At 72.8% G+C, this 18,019-nt stretch carries 19 protein-coding genes; 8 read left to right on the forward strand and 11 right to left on the reverse strand.

Annotated elements, in window-relative coordinates:
* Window positions 1-57 precede the first annotated feature (57 nt).
* Window positions 58-1,212 (reverse strand): radical SAM protein, encoded by a 1,155-nt coding sequence (locus VLY81_RS11490; RefSeq protein ID WP_324668322.1) that lies wholly within the window; start codon window positions 1,210-1,212, stop codon window positions 58-60.
* Entirely contained in the window at window positions 1,203-1,961 is a 759-nt protein-coding gene (gene thyX, locus VLY81_RS11495) for an FAD-dependent thymidylate synthase (protein ID WP_324668323.1), read from the reverse strand. Before thyX ends, VLY81_RS11490 begins: the two co-directional genes overlap by 10 nt.
* A gap of 173 nt (window positions 1,962-2,134) precedes the next feature.
* On the opposite strand from thyX, the gene dxr reads away from it, so the two are divergent.
* The 3 genes from dxr (at window position 2,135) to pspAB (ending at window position 5,104) form a co-directional block, all read left to right on the forward strand.
* Window positions 2,135-3,403: a 1-deoxy-D-xylulose-5-phosphate reductoisomerase gene (gene dxr / locus VLY81_RS11500; protein ID WP_324668324.1), complete on the forward strand. Its 1,269-nt coding sequence runs from the start codon at window positions 2,135-2,137 to the stop codon at window positions 3,401-3,403.
* Between the two features lie 131 nt (window positions 3,404-3,534).
* Entirely contained in the window at window positions 3,535-4,455 is a 921-nt protein-coding gene (gene htpX, locus VLY81_RS11505) for a zinc metalloprotease HtpX (RefSeq protein WP_324668325.1), read from the forward strand.
* Window positions 4,456-4,480: 25 nt separating this feature from the next.
* A complete protein-coding gene (gene pspAB, locus VLY81_RS11510; protein WP_324668327.1) occupies window positions 4,481-5,104 on the forward strand; it encodes a PspA-associated protein PspAB in 624 nt (207 codons plus the stop codon).
* Window positions 5,105-5,189: 85 nt separating this feature from the next.
* On the opposite strand, the gene pspAA is transcribed toward pspAB, so the two are convergent.
* Window positions 5,190-5,471: a PspA-associated protein PspAA gene (pspAA, locus tag VLY81_RS11515; protein WP_324668329.1), complete on the reverse strand. Its 282-nt coding sequence runs from the start codon at window positions 5,469-5,471 to the stop codon at window positions 5,190-5,192.
* On the reverse strand, window positions 5,468-6,178 hold the full coding sequence (locus VLY81_RS11520; protein ID WP_324668330.1) for a PspA/IM30 family protein: 711 nt from the start codon (window positions 6,176-6,178) through the stop codon (window positions 5,468-5,470). The genes pspAA and VLY81_RS11520 overlap by 4 nt, the downstream gene beginning before the upstream one ends.
* A 189-nt stretch (window positions 6,179-6,367) precedes the next feature.
* On the opposite strand from VLY81_RS11520, the gene sufB reads away from it, so the two are divergent.
* From sufB to murB, 3 genes are all read left to right on the forward strand, one after another.
* Window positions 6,368-7,768, forward strand: a complete 1,401-nt coding sequence (sufB, locus tag VLY81_RS11525) for a Fe-S cluster assembly protein SufB (RefSeq protein WP_324668332.1) — start codon at window positions 6,368-6,370, stop codon at window positions 7,766-7,768.
* Window positions 7,769-7,784: 16 nt separating this feature from the next.
* Entirely contained in the window at window positions 7,785-8,108 is a 324-nt protein-coding gene (locus tag VLY81_RS11530; protein WP_324668333.1) for a non-heme iron oxygenase ferredoxin subunit, read from the forward strand.
* 168 nt (window positions 8,109-8,276) lie between these two features.
* Window positions 8,277-9,230, forward strand: a complete 954-nt coding sequence (murB, locus tag VLY81_RS11535; protein ID WP_324668334.1) for a UDP-N-acetylmuramate dehydrogenase — start codon at window positions 8,277-8,279, stop codon at window positions 9,228-9,230.
* On the opposite strand, the gene VLY81_RS11540 is transcribed toward murB, so the two are convergent.
* From VLY81_RS11540 to VLY81_RS11555, 4 genes are all read right to left on the reverse strand, one after another.
* Window positions 9,211-11,238, reverse strand: a complete 2,028-nt coding sequence (locus tag VLY81_RS11540; RefSeq protein WP_324668335.1) for a heme lyase CcmF/NrfE family subunit — start codon at window positions 11,236-11,238, stop codon at window positions 9,211-9,213. The genes murB and VLY81_RS11540 overlap by 20 nt on opposite strands.
* 4 nt (window positions 11,239-11,242) lie before the next feature.
* The gene (locus VLY81_RS11545) at window positions 11,243-11,668 is read right to left on the reverse strand and encodes a cytochrome c-type biogenesis protein (protein WP_324668337.1); all 426 of its coding nucleotides are present in this window, start codon (window positions 11,666-11,668) and stop codon (window positions 11,243-11,245) included.
* A 51-nt stretch (window positions 11,669-11,719) separates the two neighbouring features.
* Window positions 11,720-13,054 (reverse strand): TlpA family protein disulfide reductase, encoded by a 1,335-nt coding sequence (locus tag VLY81_RS11550; protein WP_324668338.1) that lies wholly within the window; start codon window positions 13,052-13,054, stop codon window positions 11,720-11,722.
* A gap of 67 nt (window positions 13,055-13,121) precedes the next feature.
* Complete coding sequence (locus tag VLY81_RS11555) at window positions 13,122-13,808, reverse strand: hypothetical protein (protein WP_324668339.1); 687 nt, start codon at window positions 13,806-13,808, stop codon at window positions 13,122-13,124.
* Between the two features lie 85 nt (window positions 13,809-13,893).
* Between VLY81_RS11555 and VLY81_RS11560 the strand changes: the two genes are divergently transcribed.
* Window positions 13,894-14,193, forward strand: a complete 300-nt coding sequence (locus VLY81_RS11560) for a hypothetical protein (RefSeq protein ID WP_324668340.1) — start codon at window positions 13,894-13,896, stop codon at window positions 14,191-14,193.
* Here the strand turns inward: VLY81_RS11560 and VLY81_RS11565 are convergent.
* Genes VLY81_RS11565 through VLY81_RS11575 form a run of 3 tightly spaced genes read right to left on the reverse strand, consistent with a single transcriptional unit; the run spans window position 14,168 to window position 16,480 of the window.
* Window positions 14,168-15,385 (reverse strand): MFS transporter, encoded by a 1,218-nt coding sequence (locus VLY81_RS11565; protein WP_324670414.1) that lies wholly within the window; start codon window positions 15,383-15,385, stop codon window positions 14,168-14,170. The genes VLY81_RS11560 and VLY81_RS11565 overlap by 26 nt on opposite strands.
* Complete coding sequence (locus VLY81_RS11570) at window positions 15,382-16,242, reverse strand: RibD family protein (protein ID WP_324668341.1); 861 nt, start codon at window positions 16,240-16,242, stop codon at window positions 15,382-15,384. Before VLY81_RS11570 ends, VLY81_RS11565 begins: the two co-directional genes overlap by 4 nt.
* A 13-nt stretch (window positions 16,243-16,255) precedes the next feature.
* Complete coding sequence (locus VLY81_RS11575; protein ID WP_324668343.1) at window positions 16,256-16,480, reverse strand: hypothetical protein; 225 nt, start codon at window positions 16,478-16,480, stop codon at window positions 16,256-16,258.
* Between the two features lie 167 nt (window positions 16,481-16,647).
* Between VLY81_RS11575 and VLY81_RS11580 the strand changes: the two genes are divergently transcribed.
* Window positions 16,648-17,916, forward strand: coding sequence for an ABC transporter substrate-binding protein (locus tag VLY81_RS11580; protein ID WP_324668344.1), 1,269 nt, complete (start codon window positions 16,648-16,650; stop codon window positions 17,914-17,916).
* The last annotated feature ends 103 nt before the right edge of the window (window positions 17,917-18,019 follow it).

The raw sequence follows: 18,019 nt of genomic DNA on the forward strand, positions 1-18,019 counted from the left end.
CAGCGTTCGCCCCCGTGATGGGGGAATCCTGCCGTCGCCGCCGGGCCCGGGAGGGCCTCAGTAGACGAACTCCTGGATGAAGTAGTAAGACCAGCGAGCCCCCCGTCCCAGCCGGATCCCCGAGAGCAGGGCCTCGGCCTGCTCCCGCTCCTCCCGTGGGGAGAGGGGCACGACCCCGTCGGCACGGGCCCTGGCCTCGTAGGGCGATCCGGGAGCCACCACCAGCGGCGACAGGTAGAGACGGTCGCCGGGGCCCAGCTCCATGGCGTTGACCACCTCGATGCTGGCCCGCACGTGCTCCTCGGCGAAGGCCCGCCCCCCTGCGCCGACCATCAGGATGATGCCGACGCCCACCCCTGCCTCCTTGAGGGCCCGCACCGTGGCCAGGGCGTCGGCGACGGTCCCGGGCTTCTCCAGCCACCGCACCAGGCGCTCGCTGCCGGACTCGAGGCCGATGTAGACGCCGCGCAAGCCCGCGCGCACCAGCGCCGCCCACTCGGCAGGCCGCTTGCGTCGCCCGGTGAAGGCGTCGAGGAAGCCGTAGACCTCGCGCCCCGGCAGCGCCTGCCCCGCCAGCTCGAGCGCGGCGGCCAGCCGGCGGGTCGGGAGCAGCAAGGCGTTGGCGTCGCCCAGGAAGATGGTGTGGCGGCGAGCCAGGCCCGCCCCGAAGAAGGCCCGCACCTCCTCCACGTGCTGGCGGAAGCGGGCCAGGGGCCGTACCTCGAACGGCCGGTCCCGGTAGAAGGTGCAGAAGGTGCAACGGTTGTGCCAGCAGCCCCAGGTCAACTGGAGCACCACGGACAGATACTGGTCGGGCGGCAGGATGCCGATGGGCCGGTAGACCTGGCGGAAGCGCCGGGCATCGGCCTCGAGCGCCTCCCAGTCCATGACCGGGAGGGCCGGGTGACCGGCCCGGGCGGCTGCCGCCACGGTCTCGACGGCCCTCGCCACCCACTCCCGGGCCTCGCCGGGGGCCAGCCACCGGCGGGCCCGGCGGGAGAGCCCGGAGGCTTGCGGGTCGCGACGCCGCTCCAGGAAGCGCTGGTCCAGACCGCGCCGCACCCCCGCGCCGTCCAGGTAGGCCTCCACCAGACGGCCCTCGAGGTCCAGCGTGAACAGGCACCGGCTGCCCACGCCGGCCTCGGCCCAGCCGTCCCGCAGGCGGCTCCAGGCACCGTCGGGCAGCGCACGGGCCACGCCGCTCACTCCCATGCGTACCGCGGCTCGGCCACCTCGGCGCCGTCGGGCGTGCGCGTGATCTCGAAGTCACCGAAGATCGCGGGAGCCTCGGCCTGCAGGATCCGCAGGGCGGCGACGGCCACCCGCCGGATCTCGGGATCGGCGTGCACGGAGGCCCTCATGCGGATGAAGTGGCGCCACGCGCGGAAGTTGCCCGTCATCACCAGCGCCGTCTCGGTGGCGTTGGGCAGCACCGAGCGGGCGGCCTGCCGGGCCACCTTGCGACGCAGGGAAGGGTCGGGCACCGAGGCGTAACGAGCCCGCAGGCGCTCCACCAGGCGCGCGTAGGCGTCGCGGGCCGCCTGCGCCACCTCCCCCAGGATGCGCTCGGCCTCCTCGTCGCCGGCCAGGCCCGGGGGCAGCACCATGCGGGCGCTGGCTTCGTCCACATAGCGCTGGCTCACCTGGCTGTAGCTGAAGTGGCGGTGTCGCACGATCTCGTGAGAGCAGGCCCGCGAGATGTGCTCGATGAGGAGGCTGGCGCTGGCGTGCTCGATGACGCTCAGGTGCCCCTGCGTCAGGAGGTTGTCGATGTACTGGGCGTTGGTGCGCCGGCTCGGGTTGTGAAAGGATCGGTAGCAAAGCCGCCCGGCGAACTCCACCAGCTGCTGGGCCGGGTTGTCGGTGTCGGTCTCCCAGGCGATGTGATCGGGCTTGAAGAAGCGGGTGATGCCGATGAGCGTCACCCGAGGCTCCCGGATCCACTCCTGATCCGGCTGCACGGCGCTCGCCCCCTCCTGCCGGCCCCTGGCGGGGCCGCCCCCCCATCGTAACCCTTCGGTGCGCGACCGACCAAGGCCTGGGCGCCCGCTCCCTCCTCGTCGCGGCCTCGCCCGGCCCGGGCTCGCTTCCCGCTACGGCAACGGACGGCTATAATCGGCGGGGAGCGTGACCGATGGCAGTCCCGCACGATCGACGCGCCACGTCGGGCCCCAAGCGGCTGGCCGTCCTCGGCAGCACCGGTTCGCTGGGGATCCAGGTGCTGGAGCTGTGCGAGCGCTTCGCCGACCGCTTGCAGGTGGTGGCCCTGGCCGCCTCGGGGCGCCGCCAGGAGCTGCTGGGCCAGCAGGTGCGGCGCTTTCGGCCACAGCTGGTCGCGGTGGGCGACGCAACGGCCCCCATCGGCGACGCCCTGCGCGACGCCGCTGGAGCCGCCCGGGTGGTGCACGGCCCCGACGGTCTGGTGGAGGCGGCCGTCCATCCCGACGTCGACCTGGTGGTGGTGCTGACGGTGGGGATGGCCGGGCTGGCCCCGACCCTGGCCGCCCTCGAGGCCGGCAAGCGGGTGGCGCTGGGCAACAAGGAGGTGCTGGTGGCCGCCGGCGAGCTCCTGCCGGGGGCACGCCTGGTGGCAGAGGGTCGGCTCCTGCCCGTCGACTCCGAGCACTCGGCCGTCTGGCAGAGCCTGCTCGGGGAGCGACACGCCCTACCCGGCGGCGACGGCGGGGGCGAGGCGGTGACCGGGCCCGGTGCCATCCGGCGACTCTGGCTGACCGCCTCGGGCGGGCCCTTCTGGGGGTGGAGCGCGCAGCGGCTGCGGAGCGTCACGCCCGAGCAGGCGCTGGCCCATCCCACCTGGCGCATGGGCCCTCGGGTCACCATCGACTCGGCCACCCTCGTCAACAAGGGCTTCGAGATCATCGAGGCCCACCACCTCTTCGGCGTCCCCTACCCGGCCATCCGGGTGGTGGTCCACCGCCAGAGCGTGGTGCACTCCCTGGTCGAGTTGCGGGATGGGTCCATCAAGGCCCAGATGAGCCTGCCCGACATGCGGCTGCCGCTCTTGTTCGCCCTCAGCCACCCCGAGCGCTGGGAGTACCGGGGCCCGGCGCCTCTGTTCGAAGGGCACGCGCCCGAGCGGGGGCCCCTCTCCCTCACCTTCGAGCCGCTGGACGAGGCGACCGAGCCGCCCGCCATCCGGCTGGCCCGCCGCGCCGCCGAGGCCGGGAGCACCTATCCCGCCGTCCTGTCCACGGCCGACGAGGTGGCGGTGGAGGCGTTCCTGGCGGGTCGGCTCGCCTTCGACCGGATCCTGCCGGTGGTGCAGGAGACGTTGGATGGGCACGTGCCGGCTCGCGTCCTCTCCCTCGAGGCCGTGCGATGGGCGGACGACTGGGCACGCCGCACGGCTCGCCGGGTCGTGGAGGAGATGCGCCAGGCCTAGCGTCCCTCGCGATGGGCCGAGCCGCACCTCGATTGTGGGGCCGACGACGATTGCGTAAAATGGTAGCCGGGCCTGCGCGTACGCGGCCCTCATCGTCGCTCGAGCGTACATCCGGGAGGGATGGGTTGGCGATGGCCCGACCCCTGCGTGTGGCAGCCGACGCCGGTCTCACGGCTCGCATGCTGTTGACCATGGTGCTGCTGGGGGCTGTCTACCTCTTCTTCGTCAGCGTGATGCTGGCTTACGGCGTCGACATCACCTTCGTCGCGGTGTTCGTCGGCATCATGCTGCTGGCCCAGTACTACCTCTCCGACAAGCTCGTGCTCTGGTCCACCGGCGCACGTGAGGTGAGCCCATCGGAGGCGCCGGAGCTCCACGACATGGTGGGGCGGCTGGCCGCCCTGGCCGACCTGCCCAAGCCCCGCGTGGCCATCGTGCCCACCGACGTGCCCAACGCCTTCGCGACGGGCCGCAATCCCAACAACGCCGTGGTGGCCGTCACCAGCGGCCTCATGCGCCGGCTCAGCAAGCCGGAGATCGAGGCGGTGCTGGCCCACGAGATCACCCACGTCAAGAACCGTGATGTCGCCGTCATCACCATCGCCAGCTTCTTCGCCACGGTGGCGGCCTTCCTGACGCGGCAGCTGATGTGGCTGGGCTACTGGGGGGTCCCCATGGGGGGCGACCGTCGCGACGAGCGAGGAGGCGGTGCCTACGCCTGGGTCATCATCTACCTGGTCTCGCTCGTGGTCTACTTCGTCAGCTACCTGCTCATCCAGGCCCTCTCCCGATACCGCGAGTACGCGGCGGACCGTGGGGCGGCGTACCTGACCGGGGCGCCCTCCAACCTCGCCTCCGCCCTGATGAAGATCAGCGGGGTCATGGAGCGGATCCCGGCGCAGGACCTGCGCCAGGCCGAGGCGCTCAACGCCTTCTTCATCGTGCCGGCGCTGCGGGGCAGCAGTATCGCCGAGCTCTTCTCGACCCACCCGTCACTGGAGAAGCGCCTGGCCTACCTGCGCAAGCTGGAGCTGGAGCTGGCGGGCCGCTGAGCCCCGGGAGAGGCGAGGACGTGCGGTGGGTTTGCGACAGTGGCTCGACGCCCTGATGGGGCGGCCCCGGCTGGTCAAGCCCAAGTCCGACAACCTCTTCGCGCTCTCCACGGCCCGCACCGCCCTGGAGGAGCGGCTGGGTTGGGTGAGTGCCGGCCGGGCCGGGCTCTGTCTCAAGCCCATCGTCACCGCCGACTACGCCCGGGCGCAGGAGGAGCTCGCCGACCTGGTGAGGATGGGCGCCGGCGAGACCCGCAGCCGCCTCGAGGTGCTCAAGGACAGCTACCAGTACACCTGGATCCTGGTGGAGGACGACGACTTCGAGGATCTGCTGACCCTGGTCCACATGGCCGCCCAGACCCTGGAGGAGCAGGGCTACGGGACCCAGATCCTCTCGGCGGTCTTCCGGTTTCGCCCGGGCGGGCGCCTGTCGTCAGTGGTGGGCGCCGACGTCCCCGAGCGCATCTACCTCATCTACAGCTACAAGCGGGGCCTCTTCTACCCCTTCGTGCCGAGGGGCGCCGGCAAGACGTCGTCCGACGGCCGCTACGAGAGCGGTGAGTTTCAGGCGGCCGCCCTGCTGTCGCAGGAGCTGCCCACCGAACGGGACCCCTCGCGCTGGTATCCCCTCTGGGACTGCCCCGTCTGAGCCCGACAAAAGGGGCCGGTGCCCGCCATCGCGGCACCGGCCCCTTCTCCGCATCCCCGTTGGCATCCCCGCCACCCTCGGGCGCTCAGGTGACGAGGTTGCGCGGATAGGACCGAAACAGCTCCCGGGCCTCCTCCAGCGTCGTGTCCGGCGGGGGCAGCACCAGGTCGGACTCCTCGAGCTCGTCGTCGTCCAGCCGCCGCCCGCGGGTCCGGACGATCTCCAGCACGTGGGCCAGCTCCCGGGCGAAGGCGGCCTCGTCTCCCGCCTCGATGGCGTCCAGCAACGCGTCGTCGGCGCTGTCCAGCTCGTCGAGCGCCTGCCCGCGCAACTCGTACTGCCCCTCGGTGGCGATGCGGACGATCATCCCCGGCCCACCTCCTGCTTGAGCCGCTCCAGGTCGGCCTTGACCTGCTCCGATGCCTTGAGCCTGGCCAGCTCGGCCTCGATGCCCGTACCCGTCCCGCCGATGGCGGTGCGGTCGTCGAGGGCCCCGCTGGCGACCAGCTCGTCGATGGCGGCCGCTCGGGCCCGCATCGACTCGGTCTTCTGCTGAGCCCGCTCCACGGCCAGCCCCACGTCGGCCAGCTCCTCCGACAGCCCGCTGGCGGCCTCCCCGATGCGCACCTGGGCCTCGGCTGCCGAATACTGGGCCTTGATGACCTCCTTTTGGGCCCGAAAGGCCTCCACCTTGGCCCGCAGGCGCGCCTCGGCGGTCTCCAGCTTCTTCTGCTCGGCCTCCAGCTCGCCCGCCTGCCGCTCGATGCCCTCCACCTGCTGGAGGAGCTCCGCCTTGCGCTGCAGGGCGGCGACGGCCAGGTCCTCGCGCCCGGCTGCCAGGGCCTCCCTGGCCTGGGCCTCCAGGCGCTGGGCCGTCTCGCGCAGGCGCACCACCTGCAGCTCGAGCCGCTTGCGGGATGTGGCCACCTCGGCCAGGTTGCGGCGCACCTTCTGGAGCAGCTCGAGCTGCCGCTGGTAGGAGTACTCCAGGGTCTCCCGCGGATCTTCCCACCGCTCGACCAGCTTGTTCATCTTGGCCTTGAGCACCGTGGTCATGCGCGACAGCACGCCCATGCCGCCACCGTCCCATCCTCGTGGTCTCTCCCGTCCCAAAGGGTACCCTGACGGGGACCGTCCGCGCAACGGATGGCGGGCGCACCGATGCCCGCTCGGGGCCGGCCCACGCCGATGCTTAACTGGGTAAAGCATTGACATCACTAAGTACCAGCACTAGACTTCTCATGGCAAGGGGGAGTCGATCAGGTGGCCAGGCAGGGACTCCAACTCGATACGGAGTACCGCTACGGGTTCGCCGACCCGGAGCAGTACGTCTTCCGATCCCGCAAGGGGCTCAGCCGGGAGGTGGTGGAGGAGATCTCCGCCATCAAGGGCGAGCCCGACTGGATGCGGCAGTTTCGCCTCAAGGCCCTGGAGATCTTCGAGCGCAAGCCGCTGCCGACCTGGGGTGGGGACCTCTCCCATCTCCGGTTCGAGGACATCTACTACTACATCCGGCCGACCGACCGAAAGGGCCAGAGCTGGGACGAGGTACCCGAGACCATCAAGCGCACCTTCGACCGGCTGGGCATCCCCGAGGCCGAGCGCAAGTTCCTGGCCGGGGTGACGGCCCAGTACGAGTCCGAGGTGGTCTACCACAGCATCCGCCAGGAGCTCGAGCGCCAGGGGGTCATCTTCGTCGACACCGACACGGCGGTGCGCCAGTATCCCGACCTGGTGCGGGAGTACTTCGGCACCGTGGTGCCAGCGGCCGACAACAAGTTCGCTGCGCTCAACAGCGCGGTCTGGAGCGGGGGCAGCTTCATCTACGTGCCCGAGGGGGTGCGGGTGGAGATCCCGTTGCAGGCTTACTTCCGCATCAACGCGCGCAACATGGGGCAGTTCGAGCGGACTCTCATCATCGCCGAGCCGGGCAGCTTCGTGCACTACGTGGAGGGCTGCACCGCCCCCCAGTACACCACCGACTCGTTGCACGCGGCGGTCGTCGAGATCGTCGTCAAGCCGGGCGCCCGGGTGCGGTACACCACCATCCAGAACTGGTCCCACAACGTCTACAACCTGGTGACCAAGCGCGCGGCCGTGCACGGGGACGCCACCATGGAGTGGATCGACGGCAACCTGGGCAGCAAGCTGACCATGAAGTACCCGTCGGTCTACCTCATGGACAAGGGCGCCCGCGGCGAGGTGCTCTCCATCGCCCTGGCCGGGCCCCACCAGCACCAGGACGCCGGCGCCAAGGCGGTGCACCTGGCTCCCTACACGACGTCGACCATCACCAACAAGTCCATCTGCAAGGACGGGGGCCGCACCACCTACCGGGGCCTGGTGCACATCGCACCCGACGCCTACAAGAGCAAGAGCAAGGTCAACTGCGACGCGCTCATCTTCGACGACCGGTCCAAGACCGACACCATCCCCTACATCGAGGTGCTCAACAGCGACGTCCAGATGGAGCACGAAGCGACCGTCAGCAAGGTGAGCGAGGAGCAGCTCTTCTACCTGATGAGCCGGGGCATCCCCGAGCAGCAGGCGACGGCCATGATCGTGATGGGCTTCATCGAGCCCTTCGCCCGCCAGCTCCCGATGGAGTACGCGGTGGAACTCAACCGCCTCATCGAGATGGAGATGGAGGGCTCGGTGGGCTGAGGAGCGGAGGACGGCCGTGGAGGAGGGGCTGACCTTCGTGCTGCCCGTCTCCGAGCTGCCCCCGGGCAGCCGGCGCCGGGTGCGGGTCGGGGGCCGGACGCTGGCGCTGTGGCACACGCCACAAGGCATCTACGCCACCGACGACACGTGTACCCACGAACGCGCCAGCCTCAGCGAGGGAGACTTCGAGCCCGAGGCGGGCGTGGTCGCCTGTCCCGAGCACGGAGCCCGCTTCGACGTCCGGTCGGGCAAGGCCCTGACGTTGCCGGCCTACAAGCCCCTGCGCACCTACCCGGTGGAGGTGCACGACGGCCGGATCGCCGTCCGCCTCGAGGGCTGACGCCGGCTCCAGGAGCGAAGCGTCACGGGGGGCGGCCTGCCTGGCAGGGCCGCCCCTCTTGCGTCAGGTCCGCAGTACCAGAGGGGTTGGCCCGAGCGGTGCAGGAATAGACTCCATACCGGTCGCGCCCCGCTGGCGAGCAGGGGTGACGACGAGCAGGAGGCCGTCATGGGATCGACGCGAGCGCCGAGCGTGACAGCCGGGTGGGTGGCTCTCTTGCGTGAGCGTCTGAAGGGAGCGGTGCTGGTCGACGAGCCCATGTCGGCCCATACCGCCTTCCGCGTCGGGGGCCCCGCCGACGTCCTGGTCATCCCCGAAGGACGCGACGACCTGCGGTGGGCCCTGGAGGTGTGCGCCACCCACGGGATCCCCTTCACCGTCATCGGTCGGGGCAGCAACCTCCTCGTCAGCGACGATGGCATCGAGGGCGTCGTCATCAAGATCTCGAGGGGTCTCTCCCGCGTCCGGTGGGAGGGCACGTCCCTGGAGGCCGAGGCCGGCGCGCCCCTGCCGGCGGTGGCCTGGCAGGCGGCGAGCCGGGGGCTGTCGGGGCTGGAGTTTGGCGTCATGATCCCCGGGAGCGTCGGGGGCGCCGTCGTGATGAACGCCGGGGCCCACCATCACGCCATCAGCGCCGTGGTGCGGCAGGTCGAGTGCCTGGCGGCCACCGGCGAGATGACGACGCTGGATCGGGAGGCTCTGGGCTTCGACTACCGTACCAGCGTCTTGCAGGCGCGCCCGGAACTGGTGGTGGTCAGCGCCCGGCTGGAGCTCGCACCCCGCCCCCCGGAGGCCATCATGGTCCAGATGCAGGCCTACCTGGAGGCCCGGCGGCGCACCCAACCCCTGGGCGAGCCGGGCGCGGGCAGCATCTTCCGCAACCCGCCCGGCGACTACGCCGGCCGTCTCATCGAGCAGGCCGGCCTCAAGGGATGGCGACGGGGCGACGTCGAGATCTCCCCGGTCCATGCCAACTTCATCGTCAACAAGGGCCATGCCCGCTGCCGCGAGGTGCTGGAGGCCATACGCATGGTGCGCCAGGCGGTCCAGGCGCGCTTCGGCGTCCTGCTGCAGCTGGAGGTCAAGGTGATCGGCCGCTTCGCTAGCGACCCCCTGGCGTAGCCGGCAGGCGCAGCCGCCCGACCTCCTCGAGCAGCCGGGCCTCGGCGCGGCGCTCGACGAGCCGCGCCTCGGCCCGGGAGCCTACCGCGAGCGCCGTACCCGCCAGCATCAGGATCGACCCCACCCAGATCCAGTTGACCAGCGGGTTGACGTAAAGCTCGAAGGCGGCCCGGCTGCCGCCCTCCTCCCAGCCCGCCAGGGCGACGTAGACGTCGCCCTCCACGTGCCGGTAGACGGCCACCTCCGTGGTGGTGCCGAACTGGGCCATGTTGTCATCGTACAGGCGCCGCGCGGGCTCCAGGCTGGCGATGGGGCGGTCGCCGCGGAAGAGTCCCACCCGGGCGTAGACCTCGGTCGCGCCCGGCACGCGCCGCGAGGCGAGCCCCTCGTATCGCACGGTGTACCCGCCCAGGTGGCCCACCTGCCCGACAGCCAGCGAGAGGCTGGTGCGCGCCTGGAAGGCGGTCGACGCCAGGACCGCCACCGCCACCATGGCCACCCCGGCGTGAGCCAGCAGCCCACCGAGCCGGCTGCGGGCGCCGTCACGCCCGGCCAGCCCGCGGCCTCGCCGTCCCCTCACCCATCGCACCAGCTCGGCCAGCGCCACGGCCCCCGCCACGAAAGCGGCGGCGAAGCCCGTCAGCAGCGTGGGCCGGCGGAGCCCCCCGACCGCCAGGAGCGCGACGAAGAGCAGGACCCCGACCCCGACGGGCAGGAGGCGCCGGATCCAGGTCGCCGTGCGGCGCGCCCCATTGACCTGGGGCCGCCACGGCAGCACGAGACCCACGGCCATCAACAGCAGCATCAGCACCCACAGCGGTGCCGACACCCGCTCGAAGTACGGCGCCTGCAGCGTGATGCCCGGTCCGAAGAGGCGGCTCAGGATGGGCACCACCGTCCCGAACAGGACGGCGAAGGCCAGCGAGCTCAGCACGATGTTGCCCGCCACGAAGGCGCCCTCTCGGGAGGCCAGCGAGGCGATGGGCTGCCGGTCCTGCAGCCGGTCCCAGCGCAGCGCCAGCAGCCAGATGGAGAGGGCCGTCACCAGGCCGATCGAGACCATGAAGGGCGGGCCCGTCGGCGACTCGGCGAAGGCGTGGACGGAGGCCATGACCCCGCTTCGCGTCAGGAAGGTGCCCACCAGCACCGTGATGAAGACGGCCAGGGCCAGGACGGCGTTCCACCGGCGAAGCGTGCCGTGACGCTCCTGGGCCAGGCCCGAGTGCACCAGGGCCGTGGCCAGCAGCCAGGGCACGAGGCTGGCGTTTTCGACCGGATCCCACGCCCAGTAGCCGCCCCACCCCAGTTCCTTGTACGCCCACTCGCCGCCCAGGACGATGCCCAGCCCCAGGAAGAGCCAGGCGCCCAGCGCCCAGCGGCGGGCGATCCGCATCCAGGCGTCGCCGGTCTCGTCCACCGCCAGGGCGCCCAGGGCGAAGGCGAAGGGCACGGTCATGCCGATGTAGCCCAGATAGAGGGCGATGGGGTGCAGCAGCATCGACGGCGACTGCAGCAGCGGGTTGAGCCCGGCGCCGTCGGCAGGCGGCTGCGGCAGCAGCCGAAACGGCGACTCCACGCCGGCCACCAGGGCGGCGAAGAAGGTGGCCATCGCCGCCAAGGCCGCCGTCGCCGCCGGCCACAGCCGGGGAGCCTCGGGATCGGGCCGCCCGGTCACTACCAGCGCTGCCACGCCCAGCTGCAGCCACAGCCACAGGAGCAAGGAGCCCTCCTGGCCTCCCCACCAGGCCCCCAGCTTGTAGAGGACGGGCACGGCCCGCGCCGAGCGGCTCGCCACGTAGGCGACCCGGAAGTCGTCGGTCAGCAGGGCCACCACCAGCACCGCGGAGGCGACGGTGGCGAATCCGAAGGCGGCCACCACCAGCGCCCGACCTGCTCGCAGCCACGGCGGACGGCGCCGGACCAGGCCCGCCGCCGACAGGATGGCCGCCGCCGCCGATGCCGCCAGTGTGAGCCAGAGCATGCCCTGGCCGATCACCGCGGGATGCACCGCGCTATCCCCCCGTCCTTCCCATGCGCCGGTAAGCCCAAAAGCCGCCCAGCACCAGAGCTGCCAGCGGGGCGCCCCACAGCAGGACGTACGCCCCCGTGGCGGGCGGGCGGGCCAGGATCCAGGTGCCGTACAGCTGGACGTAGTGGTCGATGATCTGGCTCTCGTCCTTGCCCTCCTCGAGCATCTGGCGGATCTCGGCCCGCATCTGGGCGGCCACCGTGCTGGAGGACTCGGCGACCGACTGGCCGTTGCAGACGGGACAGCTCAGCTCCCTGGCCAGGGCCCAGGCCCGGGCCTCCAGGCCCTGGTCCTGCGGGATGCCGGTCAGGGCAGAGGCGATGCCGGCCGCTGATGCGACCGCGACGACCAGCACGATGCCCCAGACCCAGGGGTCCTGTCCCGTCCGGCGACGTCGGGCTACGGCCATGTCGCTCAGTCCTCCTCCGCCGTGCTCGTCGGCCTGGGCATCGTCGGCGCCTCACTCCGGCCCCTCACGGGCCCGCGACCCCCGCGGGACCCCGAGCGGGTGCCAGGCGCCCGCGGCATCCAGCTCGGCGGGCTCCACGGCGGAGCCGAGGTAGAGGTCCCCGTCGGGGGCCAGGGCCGCCAGGCGCCCGTCGGGCAGCGCCGCCAGCGCGACGAAGACGCGGGTGGGCGTGCCCCCGGCGGGAGCGGCCTCGCCACGGACCGGGTCATAGCGGTAGACACCCCGGTCGGTGGCCACCATCCACGCCTCGCCTACCTCGACGGCGGCCCACGACGGTCGCTCGAGGCGCGTGCGGGAGAAGGGGCCCGACGGCTCCCGGCTCTGCAGGAGCCCGGCCGGCGTGGCCGCGACCAGGTCGCCTCGCAGGCGCCCCATCCAGGCCGAGACGGCCATCGAGGGGAGCCCGCCGGGCGGAAGAGCCCTCCATCGGCCCTCGCCGTCGAGGGCGTAGCCTCCCCGCCCGCGGATCCAAGCGATCAGCTCGTCACCGGCGCCGGCCAGGGAGAGCACCGGTCCGGGGGCCTCCGGCAACGCCCGCCACGGGCCGTCGACGCTCTCCCGGCTCCACAGCCGACTGCCCGATGCCACCACGACGGCCTGCCCCTGGGGCCAGGAGGCGACGGCATCGAGCGCCGCCAACCCGTCGGGCAGGACGACGACCTCCCATCCGTCGGCGCGCTCGACGGCATCCAGCCGAGCCGCCACGAGGCGCTGGCGCCCGGCTACCCACAGGTGCGATCCCGCCACGGCCAGCCCCACCCCGGCCTCGTCCGCCGGCAGGGGCCCGCCGTCGGGGAGCCCCTCGGTGATGGGGCGCCCCATGACCTGGGCGTATGCCTGCTCCATCTGCTCGAAGGTGACGGGGCCCGGCCAGTACTGACGCACCACGCCGTCGGGCCCGACGATCCAGCTCTCCGGGTACCCGCGCAGCCGGTAACGCTCCGAGAGGCGACCGTCGGCGTCGCGCACGATGGGGTACGTCATCTGCATCGTACGGGCGAACTCCTGCACCACCGGCAGGGGCTCGCGGACGTTGACCCCGATGACGGGCATGCGCTCGCCGAAGCGGCGGTGGAAGCTCTCCAGCCCGGGGATCTCCTCACGACACGGGTCGCACCAGGAGGTCCAGAAATTGACGAAGACGGGACGGCCCTCGAAGGAGGCCAGCGCGACGCGGCCCCCCTGCAGGTCGGTCAGCTCGAAGCGCGGAGCCGGCTTGCCCACCTCGGCCTGCGAACCCAGGCTGCGGCTGTAGAGGATGGCGCCGGCCAGGAAGACCGCGACCACCAGGAGCGCGGCCCCGTTGGCCAGGCGGCGTGCCCCCACTCGGGTACCCCCCGAGGGAGTCTACCGGGTCCCCGCCGCCCGCCACAAGAGACGAATGCCCCGTCCCTCAGGGCCCTCCCACCACCAGCGCCAGCCGCAGGGAGGGCCCGCGCAGCCAGGCCGGGAGGCCCTCCAGCGTCGAGCCGTACGGGTGCGCCCAGCGGCTGTGCCAGAAGTCCCCCGCCACCAGGTAGCCCGCCGCGGCCTGCAACGAGGTCGCCGTCCCCAGGCGCCACAGCAGCCCCACCTCGGGCTGCAGGCTGACCAGGCGGCGGGTGAAGCGGTTCATCTTGAACTCGTCGTAGCGGCGGGGCGCGCCACCCACCAGATCCAGCTGGGCCGAGACGAGCCCGCCGAGCAGTGCCACGGTGACGCGCAGGTCCGGTCCCGCCAGCAACTCCCGCACCAGGCCCGCCTGGGCGTGGGTCATCTCCAGGCGGCTCAGGCCCGTGGCGTCCCGTGCCTCCCACCGGTAGGTGCCGCTGGCGAAGGCGAAGCCCCACCCCGAGGGCCTCAGCAGCGTCACGCCGTATCCGGTGGCCCATCCGTCGGGCGGCAGCCGAGGTACGTCCACCAGTCGGGCGTTGAGCGGGCCCAGCTCCAGTCGCTGCACGGAGACGTAGCCACTGAAGCCCATCGCACCCTCCCCCGGCGAGGCCGCCGCAAACGAAGGCGCCAGGAGCAGGCTCGCCACCGCGGCGGCTGCCCGTAGGATCCGTCGCGTCGCGCGTCGCATCGGAGCGGATGCGCTCATCGCGGGCCTGCCCCCTCCGGACGGAGCATATGCTGGGGACGCCATGGCATCGAGGGTGTTGCAGCTCCTCGTCAGGAATTCGTGGGTGGCCGACAATCTCCGCAGCCTGGGGCCCGGGAAGATGTACCACCTGGCCTACCGGACCGTGGACATGGCTCCCGACGTCCTCGAGGACCTGGCCACGGGCCAGATCGCTGCCGGCATGCCCGCGGAGGTGGCCCTGCTGGCCGGTGCGGGCGAGGCGACCCCGGTCGCCGACGTGACCATCGACGGGGTGCACGACTTCGTCAGCTACTGCCGCTTCGACTTCCGCATCCTGCGGCTGCACCCCAAGCCGGCCGAGCTGGGCAGCCCCGGCTTCATGTGTCGCTACGTCGAGAAATGAGGCCCCACCACCCCGGCCGGCGGGGCCAGCCCACCACCAGGGCCAGGGCGATGGCCGCCACGACTCCGATGACGTAGGGCGTCTGCCACCAGGCCGCCATGCCGCCCTCGACGCCCGGCACCACCAGCCAGCCCTGACGCACCAGCACGCCTCCCACGGCCGGCGAAGCCATGGCCCCCAAGGAGAAGGCGATGGAGAAGAGGCCGAAGGCCCTGCCTCGCTGATAGGAGCCCGTCGCCTCGGCCACCATGGCCGCCGCGGCTGGGAAGGCCGTGCCGAAGCCGGTGCCGAAGACGGCCGCCCCGGCCACGCCCCGGGCCCAGAACTGCTCGGGCTCCGCAGCGCCGGCCAGCAGCCCCTGCCCCACCGTCAGCCCCACCAGGCCCGCCCCCACCATGGCGGGCCGGTCCAGGCGGTCCGCGAGCGAGCCTCCCAGGCCCATCCACAGGCCGGCCACCGCCCCCAGCAGCCCCATCAGGGCGCCGGCCGCCCCGCTGCCGATGCCCGCCTGCTGCGCCTGCAGGGGCAGCAGCCATATCAGCAGCCCGAAGGCCGCCTGGATCACCAGGGCCGCCCCGTACGCGGCCAGCAGCGGTGGCGTGGCCAGCGCCGCCAGAGGAGTTGGGCCGGGCGACGGGGAGCCTGGGGCCACCACGCGCGGGGCTAGCGGGCCGGCCGCATCCGCCAGCCGCCACGCTCGCGCCAGTGCCACGACGGTCACCATGGCCAGGATCAGGAAGACCCGGTCGGGACCTGCCCGCTGGGCCAGCACACCACCCGCGGCGGGGGCCAGCACCGCCGCCAGGGCGATGGCCGCCCCCGTCCGGCCCATGGTGCGCCCCTGACCCGTCCGGCGGCCTCGATCTCCCACCCAGGCGAAGGCCGACGGGGTCGCCATCCCCGCCATGAAGCCGTGCAGCGCATGGGCGAGGGCCACCAGCTCCAGGCGCGGGACGGCGTAGAGGACCAGGCTGCCCACCGTACCCGCCAGCCCCACCCGCACGGGCCATGCCCGCCCTCGTCGGTCGGCCAGCCAGCCTCCGGTGGCGTTGCCCAGGACGTTGGCCGCCGAGTAGGCCGCCAGGATGGCCCCGGCGACAGCGGGGTCGGCCCCGAGCCGCACCAGGTACGCCGAGAGGAAGGGGAAGAGCCCCAGCATGCCGGCGAAGAGGGCGAAGACGGGCAGGTTCAGCTCGGACGCCTCCTCTCGATGGGCGGCGCGGCGCCATCCGCTGCATCCGGGCGCTCGCCGGCGGCATCGGGGGCCGGTACGTGGACCCGGTAGCGCAAGAAGAGCTCGTCCTCATGGAGGTACGCGCTGAGCAGCTCCAGCCGCGGAAAGGGATCGAGGAGGGCCGGACCGTCGACGACGGTGCGGTCGTCCTCGCGCCCGGCCACGAAGGGCGCCACCGTCAGGAAGAGCTCGTCCACGCAGCCGGCGCGTAAGAACGCGTGGTTGAGCGTGGGCCCCCCCTCGCTCAGCACCACCCGCACCCCGTACTCCTCCGCCAGGCACGACAGGGCCCAGCGCACGTCGAGGCCCCCCTCGACCCGGGGGCCGATGCGGACGTCCGCCACCCGCTCGAGACGACGCACAGCCTCGGGAGCGGCCTGGGGGCCCAGCAGCACCAGCGGTCGTCGTGGCGGCGCCTCGAAGAGCGGCGACTCCAGCGGGAGCTCCCCCGAGCCGCTCATCACCACCACCAGGGGAAACGGTGCCAGCCCTTCACGCTGTCGGCGCTCGACCGCCCCCGGCGGCAACGAGGGGTAGTAGGGCGACTGCCGGACGGTACCCGCCCCGCGCAGCACGGCGTCGACCCGGGTGCGCAGCCGCACCATGAGGGCCCGGTCGACGCGGCTGCCGATGGGACGGGGGTGCCGCCCCCGATCCAGGGTCGTCTTGCCGTCGACGGTGGCCACCATGTTGATGGCCACCCACGGGCGCCCCCGGCCGGTGCGCGGCCAGACGATCTCGTCGTAGATGGCGGTGGGGTCGCCGACGGCCGACGGATGCCGCTCCGGCCGCACGCGGTCCCAGAGGCGCTGCAAGGGCGGCCGGCCCCTACCCGCCTCGCCTCAGGTCGCCGGCGAGGATGCGGCGAAGGGGCATGCCGTGGGCGCTGGCCGCCCGCTCCTCCCGCCGCTTCTCCCAGAGGCGGTCCAGCTCCATGGTGATCTGGCTGATGCGCTCGCGGTCCTGGTCCGTGAGATGGCCCTTGGACCACAGGGCCAGCCGCTGGGCCGCCAGCTCGTTGATGCGTCTGAGCACCTCGGACGACGGGTCCATCGAGGCTCCTCGCCTCCCGAGAGGATGAGAGGACGGCCCGCGCGGCCAGTGCGCCACGCGGGTCCTCTTAGAGTATGGCCGCTGAGCCCCACCGGGTCAAGGATCGCCCCGCCACGTCGAGCCACCCCGCCTGGCCGCTAAGATATCGGCGGGAGGGGGGCCGGCCCGTGAGGTGGCACGCGCACGGAGGCGGTCGTGGCGACCCGGGGCGACCCGGCCGGTGGGCTCTGATGGTGGCGCTCCTCTGGGCGATGGCCTGCCCGCTCGCCTCGGCCGCCCCGTCTCCCGAGCCCGCGTCGGTGACCGTCACCCTGTGGGTCCCGGCCCGGGGCGGCTACCTGGCCGCCTGGCGAGAGGCCGCGCGGCTCGCCGCGGCCGCCCACCCCGACGTCTTCATCGCCATCGAGCCCATCTGGGCCGACTACGGCGCGCGCCTGACGCTGGCCCTGGCCGAGGGCCACGCGCCCGAGCTGGTGGCCCTGCCCTCGGCCCTGGCCGCCCGGCTGGCCGCCCGGGGATGGCTGACGCCGGTCGACGAGATGGTCCGTCGGCACCCCCCGGCTCCCGCCGCCCGCGTCCCCTTCACCTGGGAGGGGCGGCTCTACGCCCTGCCGGGGGTGATGGACCCCGTCGTCCTCTACGCCGACGCCGGAGCCCTCGCCGAGGCCGGGGTGTCGGCGGAGCACCTGTCGACGTGGGACGCGCTGCTCGACGCCGCCCGCCGCGTGCGGGCCGCGGGGCGCCTGCCCTGGCCGACCGTGGTCAACGGGTGGCCGCCCCTGGCGATGTTCATCTGGCAGGCCGGCGGCACGCTCCTGACCTCTGCCGGCCAGCCGTGGGACTCCGCCGAGGCCGTGGCCACCGCGGCCACCTTCTACCGCCGCTTCGTCGCCGAGGAGCTGAGCCCGTCGGCACCCTGGAGCTGGGCGGAGCCGGCGGATCTCCCCTTCCGGCGAGGGGAGGTCGCCCTCTTCATGGGATTGCTCTCGGACCCCCTGGAGCTGCCCGACGCCGCCTCCCCCTTCCGGCCGGGTGAGCCTGGCGTCGTGGGCCCCGCGGGACGTCGGGTGCGGGTCGTCCCGGCGCCGGCAGGGCCGGCCGCGGCGGCCACGTGGCTCTCGCTGGAGGGCGTCGCCATACCTCGCACGGCCCCCCCGGCGGCGAGCCAGGCCCTGGCCCATCTGGCCGAAGCGCTGGAGGCCATGGGGTGGCAGCCATCGCTGGAGCGCCGTCCCGAGGCCAGGGCGGTCGCGCTCGAGGCCCTGGCCCGGGCACGGGCCATGCCGGCGCACCCTGCTTTCCTCGAATTCGATGCCGTCTGGTGGCAGGACGTCGTGGTGCCGCTGGTCCAGGGGAACGGCCCCCTCGACGTGGAAGAGCTCCTGCAGCGGGCCGGGCGGCGCCTCGAGCAAGCGCTGCAGGCGATGCCGAGGTGACGTGGCACGGACGCCCGGTGCCGTGGCGTCGGGCGGACGGGCGGTCGGCGCGCGGCATCTCTTCGCGAAGCCTTGACATCCCCGCAACAACTGACGTTTACTG

Origin of the sequence: Limnochorda sp. LNt (assembly GCF_035593265.1) — a bacterium.
GTDB lineage: Bacteria > Bacillota > Limnochordia > Limnochordales > Geochordaceae > Geochorda > Geochorda subterranea.